The sequence below is a fragment of the Rheinheimera mesophila genome (assembly GCF_000986865.1).
GTDB lineage: Bacteria > Pseudomonadota > Gammaproteobacteria > Enterobacterales > Alteromonadaceae > Pararheinheimera > Pararheinheimera mesophila.
Genome location: NZ_LAVS01000086.1, coordinates 234,281 through 249,417 on the forward strand (window position 1 = coordinate 234,281; position 15,137 = coordinate 249,417).

General features: G+C 48.2%; 12 protein-coding genes. 2 read left to right on the forward strand and 10 right to left on the reverse strand.

What is annotated here, in order from left to right; translation table 11 throughout:
• Window positions 1-110: 110 nt before the first annotated feature.
• On the reverse strand, window positions 111-1,982 hold the full coding sequence (locus tag SD53_RS13830) for a DUF885 domain-containing protein (protein ID WP_046520759.1): 1,872 nt from the start codon (window positions 1,980-1,982) through the stop codon (window positions 111-113).
• A 177-nt stretch (window positions 1,983-2,159) separates the two neighbouring features.
• Complete coding sequence (locus SD53_RS13835; RefSeq protein WP_046520760.1) at window positions 2,160-3,488, reverse strand: amidohydrolase; 1,329 nt, start codon at window positions 3,486-3,488, stop codon at window positions 2,160-2,162.
• Window positions 3,489-3,771: 283 nt separating this feature from the next.
• Between SD53_RS13835 and SD53_RS13840 the strand changes: the two genes are divergently transcribed.
• Together SD53_RS13840 and SD53_RS13845 are read left to right on the forward strand one after the other, a co-directional pair.
• Entirely contained in the window at window positions 3,772-4,110 is a 339-nt protein-coding gene (locus tag SD53_RS13840) for a hypothetical protein (protein WP_046520761.1), read from the forward strand.
• Window positions 4,111-4,200: 90 nt separating this feature from the next.
• Entirely contained in the window at window positions 4,201-5,919 is a 1,719-nt protein-coding gene (locus SD53_RS13845) for a potassium/proton antiporter (RefSeq protein WP_046520762.1), read from the forward strand.
• A 46-nt stretch (window positions 5,920-5,965) separates the two neighbouring features.
• On the opposite strand, the gene SD53_RS13850 is transcribed toward SD53_RS13845, so the two are convergent.
• The 8 genes from SD53_RS13850 to SD53_RS13885 form a co-directional block, all read right to left on the reverse strand.
• The gene (locus tag SD53_RS13850) at window positions 5,966-7,030 is read right to left on the reverse strand and encodes a succinylglutamate desuccinylase/aspartoacylase family protein (RefSeq protein ID WP_046520763.1); all 1,065 of its coding nucleotides are present in this window, start codon (window positions 7,028-7,030) and stop codon (window positions 5,966-5,968) included.
• Between the two features lie 3 nt (window positions 7,031-7,033).
• Entirely contained in the window at window positions 7,034-7,960 is a 927-nt protein-coding gene (gene rimK, locus SD53_RS13855; protein ID WP_046520764.1) for a 30S ribosomal protein S6--L-glutamate ligase, read from the reverse strand.
• A 98-nt stretch (window positions 7,961-8,058) separates the two neighbouring features.
• On the reverse strand, window positions 8,059-9,405 hold the full coding sequence (gene mgtE, locus SD53_RS13860; RefSeq protein ID WP_046520765.1) for a magnesium transporter: 1,347 nt from the start codon (window positions 9,403-9,405) through the stop codon (window positions 8,059-8,061).
• Between the two features lie 18 nt (window positions 9,406-9,423).
• The gene (locus tag SD53_RS13865; protein ID WP_052749384.1) at window positions 9,424-10,389 is read right to left on the reverse strand and encodes a magnesium transporter CorA family protein; all 966 of its coding nucleotides are present in this window, start codon (window positions 10,387-10,389) and stop codon (window positions 9,424-9,426) included.
• A 160-nt stretch (window positions 10,390-10,549) separates the two neighbouring features.
• Complete coding sequence (locus tag SD53_RS13870) at window positions 10,550-10,807, reverse strand: hypothetical protein (protein WP_046520766.1); 258 nt, start codon at window positions 10,805-10,807, stop codon at window positions 10,550-10,552.
• An 85-nt stretch (window positions 10,808-10,892) separates the two neighbouring features.
• Window positions 10,893-11,852: an alpha/beta hydrolase gene (locus SD53_RS13875; protein WP_046520767.1), complete on the reverse strand. Its 960-nt coding sequence runs from the start codon at window positions 11,850-11,852 to the stop codon at window positions 10,893-10,895.
• An 85-nt stretch (window positions 11,853-11,937) separates the two neighbouring features.
• On the reverse strand, window positions 11,938-13,062 hold the full coding sequence (locus SD53_RS13880; RefSeq protein WP_052749385.1) for a glycoside hydrolase family 43 protein: 1,125 nt from the start codon (window positions 13,060-13,062) through the stop codon (window positions 11,938-11,940).
• Window positions 13,063-13,288: 226 nt separating this feature from the next.
• Window positions 13,289-15,130, reverse strand: a complete 1,842-nt coding sequence (locus SD53_RS13885; protein ID WP_046520768.1) for a DUF885 domain-containing protein — start codon at window positions 15,128-15,130, stop codon at window positions 13,289-13,291.
• Window positions 15,131-15,137: the final 7 nt, after the last annotated feature.

Consider the following 15,137-nt stretch of genomic DNA (forward strand, 5'->3'; position numbering starts at 1 on the left):
AGAAAAACCTTAGCTAATACGTAAACACAGAGGGGCTGGTTGTATGCTGAGGCAGATTTGCAAAAAAAAATGGCCCGGTCAGGGGCCATTTCAGACAATCTAATCAAGGCTTAAGCTGCTTTTACGCTATCGACCCAGTTCTGCACCCGTTTTTCCAGCACTTGTAACGGCAATGCACCGCCACCTAAAACAGTGTCATGGAAGCCTTTGATATCGAACTTATCGCCTAACTGCTCTTTGGCCTTAGCGCGGATTTCCAGAATTTTTAACATACCAATTTTATAAGCCGTCGCCTGACCCGGCCATACCAGATAACGTCTTACTTCAGACACCACAGCGCCTTCAGCAACAGGAGTTTTTTCTTTAAAGTATTCAATCCCCTGTTGTTCGGTCCAGCCTTTGCTGTGCATCCCTGTATCGACGACTAAGCGCACGGCACGCCACATTTCTGTGATTAAGCGGCCAAAGTCTGAGTAGTCGTTCTGATAAGCGCCCATTTCTTTGGCCAGCAGTTCTGAGTACAGAGCCCAGCCTTCAACGTAGGCGGTAAAGCCTGCCTGAGTACGGAAAGTAGGCACTGAGGTCAGTTCCTGCGCAATAGAAATTTGCATATGGTGACCAGGGCTACCTTCGTGGTAAGCGATCGCCTCCATTTCATTTTTCGGCATTTGTTTCATGTCCGATAAATGCGCGTAATAAATGCCAGGGCGTTTACCATCTGGTGTGCCAGGGTAATAATGCTGAGCAGCGCCCGGTTGTTCGCGGAAGGCTTCAACACGTTTTACCGTTAAGGCTGCTTTGGGCAGAATACCAAAGTATTCAGGCAGTTTTTTCTCAATAAAGGCTAAGTACGCCTCTGAGTCTTTGATATAGCCCTGACGGCCTTCATCTGTATCCGGGTAAAAGAACTGGGCGTCCGTTTTGATAAAAGTGAAGAACTCTTTCAACGAGCCTTTAAAGCCCACTTTATCTTTAATTGCGATCATCTCTTTGGTCAGACGATCAACTTCGTTTAAACCTATCTGGTGAATTTCATCTGCAGTCAGATCTGTGGTGGTTGACTGAGCCAGGCGATGGTTGTAGTACGCCACACCGTTGGGCTGAGTCGATACACCCGTCACATTCACCTGAGTTTTGTCCAACTCGCTGGTTAAAAATGCTGATAAAGCCTCATAAGAAGGTTGGAATTGAGTGGTTAAGGCCGATTTTGCATCCGCCAGTAACTGTTCAGCTTTTTTATCATCCAGTTTGTCGGCTTTTTTCAGGGCTTCGACTTTGGCTTTGGCATCCGCCCACAACGGTGCATCTTTGTCACTTTGTTTAAAAGGCGCGCCGTCTAACAGATTATTGACTTGTTCCAGTACACCTTCGTAGGCAAAACGGGGTGGCCGTACCCCAGCTTCCGCATATTTAGCGGCGCGTTGCTGTAAGTCGGCAATAGCTTTGGCGATACCGCCAATACGTTTGACATAAGCCTCCATATCGACCACTTCGTCTACTTTATGGAAGTTCATCAGCACTTGAGGCAGTAAGGCGTGCACCCCTTGCATCTGGTTAAACACATAACTATTAACGCGGAATGCGGCGGCATCGCGGCTTTGTTCATACTGATAAATCCATAAGTCGTATGAGGTTTTAGCTTCAGTATCTAACTTGTTGTAGTCAAACTGAGACTTTAATTCTTCCACAGAAGCTGCAGCCCAGGCCAGTTGCTTGTCTTCGGCTTCTTCAGTCACATCGTCAATCTGGTCCTGCTTATCTTTACGACCTAAGAAAGTCATCTGCAGCGGACTCATTTGTAACTGTTCTTCGTATTTGGTTTCAAACCATTGGTTTAACCGTTCTGATTCAGACAACGCTGCTTTAGTTTCTGCGGCGGTGACAGGTTCTGCTGCAGCAGGTGTGGTGGTTTTGCTATCTTGTGCCGGATTACAGCCGGCCAATAAGGCGGCGATGCTAAGAGCTAATAATGAATGGCGCACGTTGCGTTTTCCTTTTAGTTATTGATTATGGAACATCATCGGTTTGAAACAGCCGGACTGAGGATGTGATAGTCAGACTAACCTGATTTTGCTTCTGAGTCGAAACTCATTTGTAACTTTATCTTACAAAAAGGCCTGCCTGAGGCAAGCCTTGGTTTGTATTCTCTGAAGCCTCATTTAGGGTTTGGGCATCAGGTCCAGCAAAGCGACAACAGTGGCCTCTACGCCAGTTTTAATGGCAGGCTCTGGTGCAATTTTAAATAATGGACTGTGATGGCTCGGCACTGGAGCGCCGCCTTGTTTCTCCCGCTCAAAGTCCGCTTTGGGGGTACCGCCAATCTGGAAATACACACTCTGGATGGTCGGGTTCATAATTAAAAACGGATAATCCTCAGCGCCCATGCCTAAACGTTTGTAATTCTGATCCAGGATATCTGCACCAAAATGACCGACCCAGCGCTGCTTTAACCTTTGCGTCAGTGCAATATCATTGACTGTAGGCGGGGTGGTTTGTGGGTCGACTGTCACTTCTGGCAGTTTGTCTTCAGGCAAACCCGCGACCCGGCCCATATTGGTGGCCACTCGTTTAATAGCGCTAATCAGTTGCTCGCGGGTTTCTAAGGTATCGTTGCGCACTGTCAGCTGTAAGTGTGCTGAATCCGGAATAATATTGTGCTTTGAACCAGCGTGAAACGAACCGACGGTAATGACACTGGGCTCTTTGGGGGCCACTTCGCGGCTGACAATAGTCTGCAGTGCCAGTACGATTTGCGAACCCAACACTATCGGGTCTTTGCCCCGATGTGGGCTGGCACCATGAGCGCCAACACCATGAATATGGATATCTACTGAATCGACACCCGAGTAGGGCGAACCTTCGACAGCGACAATTTTACCCGCTTCAATTTCACTGGAGACATGCAGCGCCATCGCATAATCCGGTGTGCCAAAACGCTGCCAGATGTGATCGTCGCGCATACTTTGGGCACCGCCCACATATTCTTCGGCAGGCTGGCCTATCAGCATCAGGGTACCTTGCCACTGATCTTTGATTTTGACCATCTGACGCGCCGTACCTACTAAACTGGTGATGTGCATATCATGGCCACAGGCATGCATCACCGACACCTCATTGCCATGCCAGTCTTTAGTTTTTACTTTCGATGCGTAAGGCAAACCACTCTTTTCCTCCACTGGCAAGGCGTCCATATCCGCTCGCATCATCACCAGTGGGCCTTTACCATTTTTTAGAATCGCCACCACACCAGTTTTTCCAACGCCAGTGGTCACTTCAAAACCCGCGTCTTTGAGCTCTTTGGCTAAACGCTCAGCGGTTTTAAACTCCATAAATGACAGTTCTGGGTTTTGGTGAAAGTGCTTAAACAGCGGCTCCAGATGCTGTTGGTAATCGGTATGAATAGCGTGAGCTAACTGCTTTGGCACGGCAAAACTACTGGTGCTGATAAAAGCAGAGCTGATTAAACAGGCGAGGGGCAGCAGGCGCATTCTGAAATCCTTTTTTTTCTTTTGAACCAGTGGGTCGTTCATCATCACAGCATAAAAAAACCACCCAGGACAAGAGATGGACATAGATATGCGCTTAAATTCAGCCTTTTAAAGATGATTGGTACTTCAGAGCAAAACACGATAAGCTAAAAGACTGAAAAATCTAATTTTTTGACTAAATTTGTCAGGCTCTGCTGCTGATCCGATGGTATGATCAAGCCACCAAGCTAACGAGCTCTGTAGATCAAGGGGTTATTTCTCTTATGTGTTCAGGTGGCTGACAATGAAGCCGTTAAGTTTTATTGCGCTGTTCTTTTATCTAAGTTCGCTGTTCCCTTCAGTGCAGAGTTTGGCTGCCGATCAGTGGCTGGCTTCACCTCAAAGTTCACCCACTCATAGTGTGGCCCAACTCACCTCTGTAACATCATCACCTGTGAAACATTTGATGTTATCAGATGATGATGACCAGGGGCTGGCGCAACTGTATAGCCACGTCATCGGGCCAGCCTTGAGCCAGAGCTATAGCGCATTAACTACGGCATATTATCCCCAGCGGGCTGTGGCCTTTTTAGCGCGGGCTCCTCCGGTGGTACTGAATAAACTGACTATTTTTGCCCGGTAGTATCTAGCTTCTGAAACTAAAAAGTCTGGTGCTACCCAATAAAGTTATGCTGTAGGTTTGGCCTGTAGCCTCAATACGAGGAACCTATTCATGTTTGTCATCGATCAAATTATTTTATTAGCCGCGATTCTGATTATTTTCGGCATTTTATCCAGCAAGTTGTCGGCCCGCTTAGGTTTACCTGTGCTGGTGCTGTTTTTGATGGTCGGTATGCTGGCCGGGGAAGACGGCCCGGGCGGCATAGTGTTTGATAATGCGCAAATTGCGCATGCGCTTGGCTCGTTAGCATTAGCTATTATTCTGTTTGACGGCGGTTTGCAAACGCCTATGGCGTCTATCAAACAGGTATGGAAGCCGGCCTCTGTCCTGGCCACTTTGGGGGTTTTGGTGACCTCAGCTATCACTGGTGTGGCGGCCGCTTATATTCTGGACGTATCGTTATTTTACGGCTTACTTATTGGTGCCATTGTCGGTTCTACCGACGCTGCTGCTGTATTTTCCTTATTGCGTAATGCCGGTATTCATATCAATCCGCGGCTGAAATCGACGCTGGAAATTGAAAGTGCAACCAACGATCCTATGGCGATTTTTCTGACCGTGGGCTTGTTAGAAGTCATGGTGAAAGGGCTGGAACCCGGTACTGGTTTATTGATGCTGTTTGTCCAGCAAATGGGCATAGGGTCTGCCGTAGGTTTACTAGGTGGCTGGCTATCCGTGCGTATCATAAACCGCATTCATTTAACCACCTCAGGTTTATACCCTGTGATGGTTGCGGCCTTTGGTTTATTGGCTTTTGGTATCGCAGCCAATCTGGGCGGTAGTGGTTTTCTTGCCATTTTTATTGCTGGTGTGGTGATAGGCAACAGTAGGTTTGTATTTCAGCGCAGTACCTTTTTGTTTCACGACGGTTTGGCCTGGTTGGGGCAAATTATCATGTTCGTGTTTTTAGGTTTGCTGATTGACCCCTCTTCTTTGCTTGATGTCTGGTTGGAAGGTTTGCTGATCGCTGCAGTGTTGACCTTAGTAGCGCGCCCTTTGTCAGTGATTCCTGTGCTGAAACTTTTTGGCTTTAATGCGCGGGAAATGACCTTAGTATCCTGGGTGGGGTTACGCGGGTCTGTGCCTATTATTCTGGCGATTTACCCGCTGATTTATGGCTTACCCGGTGCCAACCTGATTTTTAGTGTGGTGTTTTTCGTGGTGCTCATTTCAGCCACTATACAGGGCTCAACTTTACCCTGGGTGGCCCGTACTTTGGGTTTAACCGAACCCCCTCCGGTAACACCGGCAGCTACACTGGAGATCACCGCTTTGGGGGATGTAGATGCGGATATAGTGGAGTATCAACTGGGTGACAATTCACGGGCGTCAGGTCGTCGTTTATCCCAGATGGCGTTGCCGGACGGCACTGTGGTGGCGATGATCACCCGTGGCAATCAGGTGATCCCACCCCGGGGGTCAACCTTGCTGCATGCCGGTGATCATTTGTTTATTGTGATGAAACCTGATGTGCGTGAATTTGTTGACTTGGTATGTGCCGGAGTGTCTGAAGCCAGCCATCAGGAGCTGCCTGCTGGCGAATTACGCTTAAAAGGCTACACCAAAGTGGAGGATTTACAGCATTCCTATGGCATCGAACTGTCGGCTGAAGCTGGTTTATCGCTCGATGAATTATTACGTCAGTCTTTTGCTGGTGCGCCTGAAAACGATCAAAGCAAAGATTTCGGCGAGGTCAGGCTTTATGTGCGGGATATGGTTGGGCAACGTATTGCCACTGTAGGCATAGTAACCACAGCGGCCATCAGTTAAAGACAATCGCCTCAGACAGGCCTTGCGGGTCTGCTCTGAGGCTGTTTTATACGACACCTAAAATCGAAGGCATAGCCGCATCCACTTCGTCTGTGATGGCGTCCAGCGTTTTCTCTGCTTCATCCAAAGAGCTTACTTCGGCTATATGGAACAAAGCTTCACCTTCGTTCACCAGCGGTAAGTTATTGCGGCCTATTACTATGCCATTAAAGCTGGCTTCAACCGCCACTTCAAAGTCGGAGTAGGGACTGTAGATATGCGCCAATACGTCACCTTGTTGTACCGTCTGCCCTAGGCCGACGTAATACCGCGCTATACCGTCGTGTTCTGCTCTGATCCAGCTACTTTTTTTACTAAATAAAGAGCCGGTTTTCACCGCTTTCTTGCTTGGGCTGAACATACGGAGGTCTTGCATCACATTTAAAATGCCGTGCACACCAATTTTGATCGACTGTTCATCAAAACGCAGCGCTTCACCTGCTTCGTACAAAATAATAGGAATACCCAAGGCGTTAGCTGTGCCACGCATGGTGCCTTCCCGGCTGGCTGCTTTGATAATAATAGGGGCGTTAAATACCTCAGCCATTTGCAACGCCACTTTGTCTTTGGCACTGGCCCGAACCTGAGGCAGGTTGCTACGATGAATAGCGCCTGTGTGTAAATCAATGACATGGGTGCATTGCTTTAAAATACGTTCGGTAAACTGATAGGCCATACGGCTACCGAGTGAGCCTTTTTCACTGCCGGGAAAACTGCGGTTTAAGTCGCGTCTGTCGGGTAAATAACGCGATTGCTGGACAAAACCATAGGTGTTAACGATAGGAACCACCACCAAAGTGCCACGTAACTGGTTGAGCTTAGGCATCTTCAGCAGCCGACGGCAAATCTCCACGCCATTGATTTCATCGCCATGCAAAGCTGAGGTAATGAGTAACACCGGACCAGGTCTTTTGCCATGCACTACATGAGCGCCGATATTCAGCTCAGTGTGGGTATATAGTTTGCCAAAAGGAATATCCACCACGGCACGCTGGCCCGGCTGGATCACTGTGCCCCCTAAGCTAAAAGGCTGTTGTTTTTCGGGGGCAACTTTGCTTTCTGCTGTGGACATGGGCTATTTCACCTGCTTTTTTTGCTGCGCTTTTTGTTGCATCCGAGCCTGATGCAAAGGCACATGTTTCTCCAGATATTCAATCATCCGGCCTGCGACATCTATGTCGGTTGCACCTTCTATACCTTCAAGACCTGGCGAGCTGTTGACCTCCATCACTACAGGGCCATGGTTAGAGCGCAAAATATCTACCCCGGCCACATGCAGGCCCATGGTTTTAGCCGCAGCCAAAGCTGTGCGTTTTTCCTCAGCGCTGAGTTTAACAACAGAGGCTGTGCCACCGCGGTGTAAATTGGAACGAAACTCGCCGGCTTTGGCCTGACGTTTCATTGATGCGACTATTTTATTGCCAATAATAAAGCAGCGGATATCCGCACCATTAGCTTCTTTGATGTACTCCTGCACCAGAATATTAGCGTTTAAGCCCATAAAAGCCTCAATCACACTTTCGGCGGCAGTGCGGGTTTCGGCCAACACCACGCCAATACCCTGAGTACCTTCTAAAAGTTTGATCACCAGCGGTGCGCCACCGACCATCTCAATTAAATCAGGGATATCACCGGGTTTATCGGCAAAACCTGTAATAGGCAGGCCTATACCTTCGCGGGCCAGAAGTTGCAGCGAGCAGAGTTTATCGCGGGCGCGGCTGATGGCGCTGGATTCATTCAATGCATAGACGCCCATCATTTCAAACTGACGCAGCACAGCAGTACCATAAAAGGTAATGGAAGCGCCAACCCGGGGGATCACGGCATCAAATTGCTCCAGCACTTCACCTTTGTAGTGAATACCGGATTTGGTTTTATTGATGTTCATGTAGCACATCAGCGGGTCTATCACTTCTATCTGATGACCCCGTTCTTGTGCTGCTTCAACCAGCCGGCGGGTTGAATACAACTCACTATTGCGCGATAACACCGCAATTTTCATAACAACACCTTCAATTTTTTTGTTATGAGTATTCTAGTGTGCTTTAGCAGCCAAGTATCTGTATAAAATCAAAAAATTTACATTAAAGCCATACCGCTTTAAAGTAAGAACAGCGAACCCAGGCCGAGGAAGGCAAAAAAACCTATCACGTCTGTCACCGTAGTTAAGATCACTGAACCGGACAGGGCCGGGTCTATTTTCATTTTTTCCAGCCAAACCGGGATCACCACGCCACTAAAGGCCGCGACGCAAATATTGATCACTATGGCCAGGCTAATGACAGTGGCAATAATCCAGTCACCAAACCAAAGATAGGTAATACCAGCAATCACCAAAGCCCAGAGCACGCCGTTAATAGCGCCAACCCCAAGCTCTTTGCGCATCAAAGTCCAGTAGGTTTGTGGGGTTATTTGCCCCAGGGCTAAACCCCGGATAATCAGAGTTAAAGTTTGACTGCCTGCGATGCCACCCATCGAAGCCACTATCGGCATCAACACCGCCAAAGCCACCACTTGCTGCAAGGTAGCTTCAAATAAACCTATGGTCCATGCCGCTAAAAAGGCGGTCAGTAAGTTAATACCCAGCCATAAAGCACGGCGTTTGGCGCTGTTGATAATAGGAGCGAATAAGTCTTCCTCTTCGTCCAGACCCGCCGTATGCATAAACTGGCCTTCGAGGCTACGACGCACGTTTTCTAAGGCCTCACCTATAGATAAACGGCCTAACAGTTTGCCTTCGCTATCGACCACAGCCAAAGCGCTGTAACCGGAGCGGGCCACTAAATCCGAGCCTTGATCCAGCTCCATATCACCTTGCACCACTGGGGCTTCGGCGTCGATAAATTCCACCACAGGCATATGGTTCGGCTGGCCTAATAAACGTATGCCCTGCAATAAACCGACATAACGGCCGGTGCGGTCGACCACAAACAAGGCTTCCTGATATTCAGCATCTTCGGTTAGTTTTTTAAATAACCGCACCGCATCCCGCACTTTGGCGTTTTTGCTTAAGATCAGTACGTCGTGGTCAGCATAACGACCACATTGTTCGTCATCGTAGGTTAAGGCCTGATCCAGCCAGCGTTTTTCACTTTGATCCAATCGTGAACAGGCGTACTGATAAATAGCGTCCGGTAATTCATCCAGCAGTTCAATCAGATCGTCAACATCAATTTCTTCAACCAGTTCATGCAGTTGTGCTGTTTCGAGCTGCTTAAAGATGTTGCTGCGCGCATCCACCCTCATGTAGGTTAAGGCGGCGATTTGTTGTTCTTTTTCCAGTGTCAGCCAGGTGCCAACCCGCTGTTCCAGCGGCATGGCTTCCAGCGCAAAAGCGATCTCTTCCGGCTCCAGTTGGTCCAGTTTTTCCGCCAGCTGTTCAGTTTCGTTTTCATCAAAACTGTCGCGGACTATCTCTTCAATATCCAGTGGACTATTTTCAACCATCAATGCGCCTAAACCGCTTTACCACCAGCGGCGGATTTTAAATAAAGTCAGTAGGCCTAATGCCAAAGCCAGCATTAAGCCCCAGGTAATATAATAGCCGGACGGGTTTTCCAGCTCGGGCATGTACTTAAAATTCATGCCATAGACGCCCACAATAAAGGTCAGCGGAATAAACACAGCGCTGAGCATGGTCAGCACTTTCATTTTTTCGTTAATTTGATGCGAAGAGGTCGACATATACCCATCTACTAAATCACTTAATTGATCGTAATACATTTGGGTCATACTGTGCAGGCGCTCAAACTTCTCGTAAAAATCGCGTAATTCTATCGCCTCAAAATGACGTTTAAATGGATGGCTGGCGTCTTCTTCATACAAAAGATCAGAAAACATTTCTTTTTGGTACGCCAGATTGCGGTCAATTTTACGAAATACCGAGCGATACTTCATAATTTGCGCCATTTTTTGATCATTGCCATTGCTTTGCATGCTGTCTTCCAGCTCACCTAACTCATCTTCAAACTGCAGCAGTTTCTCCAGATAAGTGCCGGAGACTGCATGAATGTATTTTTTCACCCAGTCTTTAAATCTGTCGAGACCGCTAAACGAAGAAAAGGGCAGATCAATTTTGCTGTCATTCAGTGGGCAATGGTATTTCACCAGAATCACCTGATCGTTAAACAGCACAGAAATCTGACTATGCCCCGGATAATCGCTGAAATCAGGGCCAGAAAAGCCACGTAAAATCAGCAGGCTAAAGCTGTCACTGAATTCCATCTTCGGCGGATGGCGCTCACGTAAAAAATCCTCAGCTATTACAGGGTGAATGCGGAAAAACTCCAGCACCTGGCGTTGTTCCATCTGATTGGCGGCCGTTAAGTTGATCCAGATTTTGGTATCAGTGAGCAAAGGGTAACGCAGCGCCTGAAAATCGCTGATCTGCCATTGTTGTTGCTCGGGGCAATACTGGTGAAGTTCAATCATGCTGCTGGCCTTCTGAATACTGTTGGCAGCATAAGCAAAAAGGCAACAGGAATGCAAATGCTGTTGTGGATCTTAGACTTAGATTAAAGACTTTGATGGAAAAAACAGCAGATGTTTGAGTCTAGGGACCTGCAACAGCCAGTGGATTTTCGACTAAAGGTTAGTTTGGTTTCTCCGGCTCCTGTTCTTTTGGAATGGTACGAACAGCAAAAAGTACCAAAACAAAATCCAGGACTAGATATTTCAGTAGGCTGGTATAAAACACTGTAGTTCCGGCCAGATACTGGCTGCCTCCTGAAGAAATGACATAACCCTGTGCAATTTTATCTAAGATCAGATCAGCAACAACAAAAGCCAGAGCAATAAAAACCAATCTGATGGGCCAGACATAAGTTTTAGACACTTGAATACTGATCATTAGCTGACTCCTTGGTTTTATTTTTCAATGGCTTAAGTTTCTTGTTGAGAGCAATGTTGAGCTAGCCAGCCGAGCCATCCGGTTTTCAGCTTTTCGGCTGCATCATGCCGTGCATTTTTAGCCAACTGCTAAAGGCACTCAACCAGCCTGTACTGGTGGTTTCTTTCGGGTACATGCCAAAGCCGTGGCCGCCTTGCTCGTACAAATGAAACTCGATCGGTTTTTTCGCCAACTGCCAGCTTTTGATCAGGCCAAAGTCACCATTGGCGAAAAATGGATCGTCTGCAGCAAGAGCTACGAATAACGGTGGTGCATCGGCAGGTACTTTGACTTCAGCCAATGGGCCATAGATATTGGCGATAAAGGCAGGTTTAGCATCTTTACCTACAAGCGTTGTAGCCATAGTCAGCATGGCGCCTGCAGAAAAACCTATCATGCCAATACGGTCCGGGTCGACCTTCCACTGCGCGGCACGCTTACGGATAAGCGCAAAGGCCGCGCTGGAGTCTTCCAGTTGCGGTGCCAGACGCTTCACCATCTCGGCCGGATCAGGGCGGGGTGGGCGACGGGCAGTACCGGAAAACATTTGCGCCATTTCTTGCTCAAAGGCTGCCATATCGGCCGGTGTTTGGTTTAAACGATACTTCAGTACAAAGGCGGCAATGCCCTGACTAGCTAAAGCTTTGGCGACATCCCAGCCTTCGTTGTCCATCGACAAAGTGCGAAAGCCTCCACCTGGTGCCACTATGACTGCAGCGCCGCTGGCTTTGTTTGCTTCAGGTAAAAAGGGCGTGAGGGTGGCGACTGTGACATTACGCGCAAAACGGCTGCCGTACTGCGAATGCCAGGATTCCTGCGCCTTGGCATCTGGCAGAGGGCCAGTACCAAGCTCTATCGCATTGCTTTGATCGGGCGATGGGATAGGTGTCATAACATCGTTGGCCTGCGCCACTGCCTGTGCTGTCCATAAACAAGCGGCCAGCAGAAAGCCCAGCCGGAACTTACTAACACCTAACGAGCTGAGCTGTATCATTGGATCTTTCATCTCATTCCTTTCCTTTTTTATCGTCTGAATAAACAGATTTTATGGTTATTTCTTAGAAGTCCGGGCTATCTCTTAGACGTTCTCACTATTTCTTAGAAGTTCTCACTATGGGTTTTATCGTGCCGTCTGTATTGAAATACACCCTGTCCAGGCTGACTGAACGGCGGTAATTGCCACCTCCTGGCAGGTCGGCGCTGTGATAGGCAAGATAGGTCTGGCCGTTAAAATCAAACATGGCCGGGTGAATAGTGGTGGTGTTCGGTAGCGGCTGCATAATGATGCCCCGGTACTGCCAGGGGCCGGTTGCTGATGAGCTGGTGGCATAGGCCAGACTTTCCGGAAAACCTGCCGCATAGACCAGATAATAAATACCGTTGTGTTTGGAAAGATGCGGGCCTTCTTCGAAATTCGGCAAGGTATCGACAGCATGGATTTTCACCTTGCTGGCATCGCGGTTTTGCATCCGTCCTTCTGCATCCAGGCTGTAGCGTTCGCCTTTCAGATGGACTAAATCGGCTTCCAGTTCCACCCACCATAACTGCTTGTTGCCCCAATACAGATAGGCTTTGCCGTCGTCATCAACAAACACCGCCGGGTCTATATTACGCCAGGTGTGGTCTTTGTATTGTGCTGTATCTTCCAGCAAAATCATCGGCATACCACGGGCGTCTTTAAAGGGGCCTTCAGGGCTGTCCGATACGGCGACGCCGATAGAGAAACCAAATTTCCCGCCGGTTTGTCCGCCTTCTACTGCGGCATAGAAGTAGTAGTTGGTTTTGCCTGAAGCATCTTTATGTTGGATCACATGATGGGCATAGGCGTTGCCGGTTTTCTGATCGCCTCTGGCCCAGGCAAAGTCAGAGTAGCGAAATACCGCGCCTTTGTTTTGCCAGTTGACTAAGTCCTTGCTAGTCCAGAGCCGGTAGTCGTACATCCGGTAATCTTTACCATCCGGCAAGGCCTCGTCGTGTGTACTGTACAAATACAAAGTGTCACCCAGCACCAAAGCGGCCGGATCTGCGGTGTAGATCAAATCTCCCACCTGTCGGGTTGGGTCCTGGGTATCGTATTTAATAATAGGATTATCGAAGCTTGTGGGGGCCGTCTCTGCCCGTGCCGTAGCGCAGGCCAATAAGCCTGAAAAAGCGAAAGCCAGGCATAATGTCGCCCCAGGTTTTTGGGGCGTGCAGAGCATAAAAGCAGTAACCATGAAAGCCTATCCTTAAGTCATAACAATGGAATAAGGCATAGTCTGTAGAAATTTTCGGCATAACGAAACGGCAAAGCTGTTACGAATCCGGTTAATAGCTTTACCTTATTTGATCACTAGCTGGGCAAGCCAAAGTAAGGTTTTGCAGGTAGAAGCTTGATTTTTAGTTGTGGGTCGTTCAGACCAAAAGGGCGCCACAAGGGCGCCCTGACTAAAAAAGTAGATATTAAACCGCAGCTTTTGCCGACTGAATATACTGATCCACTAACTGCTCCAGTACGTCCAATGGCACAGCGCCGTTTTTCAGCACTACGTCATGGAATTGGCGGATGTCAAACTTGTCGCCCAGCGCTGTTTTAGCTTTTTCACGCAGCTCCAACAGTTTCAGCAGGCCGACCGTATAGGCGGTAGCTTGTCCAGGCATCACGATGTAACGCTCAATAGCGTTGACGGCCTCGCCTTTGGAGTTTGGCGTATTGTCGACCAGATACTGAATCGCCTGCTCTCGAGTCCATTTTTTGTCGTGTAAACCAGTGTCGACCACTAAACGGCAGGCGCGCCACAGCTCCATCGCTAAACGGCCAAAGTCGGAGTAGGGATCCTGATACATACCAATCTCTTTAGGCAGCAATTCAGTGTATAAACCCCAGCCTTCAATATAAGCGGTATAACCACCAAACTTACGGAACTTAGGTACGTTGTCTAGCTCCTGCGCTATAGCGATTTGCATATGGTGGCCTGGGATACCTTCATGATACGCCAAGGCTTCCATCTGGTACTTCGGCATACCACTCATGCGGTACAGGTTGGCGTAATAAATGCCAGGGCGGCTACCGTCCATTGAAGGTTGTTCGTAAAAGGCTTTACCGGCCGATTGCTCACGGAAAGGCTCTACCGCTTTGACCACCATATCGGCTTTAGGTTTGACGATAAACAGCTCGTCCAGCCGTGATTTCATCGTATCGATAATACGGGTAGCTTCGGCTAAATAGGCCGCTTTACCTTCTGCGGTGTCCGGGTAATAAAACTGCGGATCGTCACGCATAAAGGCAAAAAACTGCTGTAAATCACCTTTAAAACCAACCTTTTTCATAATGGCTTGCATTTCATTATGAATACGGGCCACTTCAGATAAACCCAGGTTGTGGATCTTTTCAGCGCTGTAGTCGGTGGTGGTGATACGGGCTAAGCGGTTAGCGTAAAATTTATCGCCGTCTTTAAAGCGCCAAACGCCATCTTCAGTACCAGCTTTTTCTTCCAAAGCGAGCAGTAACTTGATCAGGCTTTCATAAGCGGGTTTTACGCTGCCAATTAAAGCCAGTTCAGCTTCTTTGATCAGCAGATCTTTTTCTGCTTGTTCCAGTTTTAATTCCTGCACTTTGCCACGAAAATCGGCTAACAGTGTGCTGTCGTTGCCGCCGTCAAAAGGTGCGCCGCTGATAATATTACGGCTGGCCCCTATCACATGAGCGAAGACAAATTTCGGCGGCAGAATGCCAGCGTCAGCCCGTACCTGTAGTTGTTGTTCCAACTGTTTAAAGTAGGTGGTGACATTTTTTAAGCGGCCAATATAAGCTTTGGCGTCGCTTTCATTGCTGATGCTGTGCTGGTTAATCAACAGCGACGGCACATTAGAGTGAGTGCCATACATTTGATTCACAGGGTAGCTGTATAAGTCCCATTTGGCGTCGTCTAAACGTGCTTGCAGACGGGCCGTCAGTAGCTTTACGCTGAGTTGACGGCCGGTGTCGAGGCTTTGCATATTCAGCGCTTGTACCTGCGCTAATTGCTGTTTAGTTTGCTCTAATTCCTTTTGACGTTGGCCTTCAGAGAGATCATCCCACTGATCATAATTCGTTTTTAAACCCAAGCCGGTTTGAGTCTCAGGGCTATTCTCGACGGATTGCTGGAAAATTTGTTCAAACAGCGCATCAGCTTTTTGGTTTTCAGTTAAAACCACAGTAGCTTCAATCACTTTGCTTTGATCAACAGGAGTAGAAGCGGGTTTGCAACCTGCTACTATTGCTAAACTTACCGCCAGCGCCAGTGCTGAATAACGTAAATGCATAATTGGA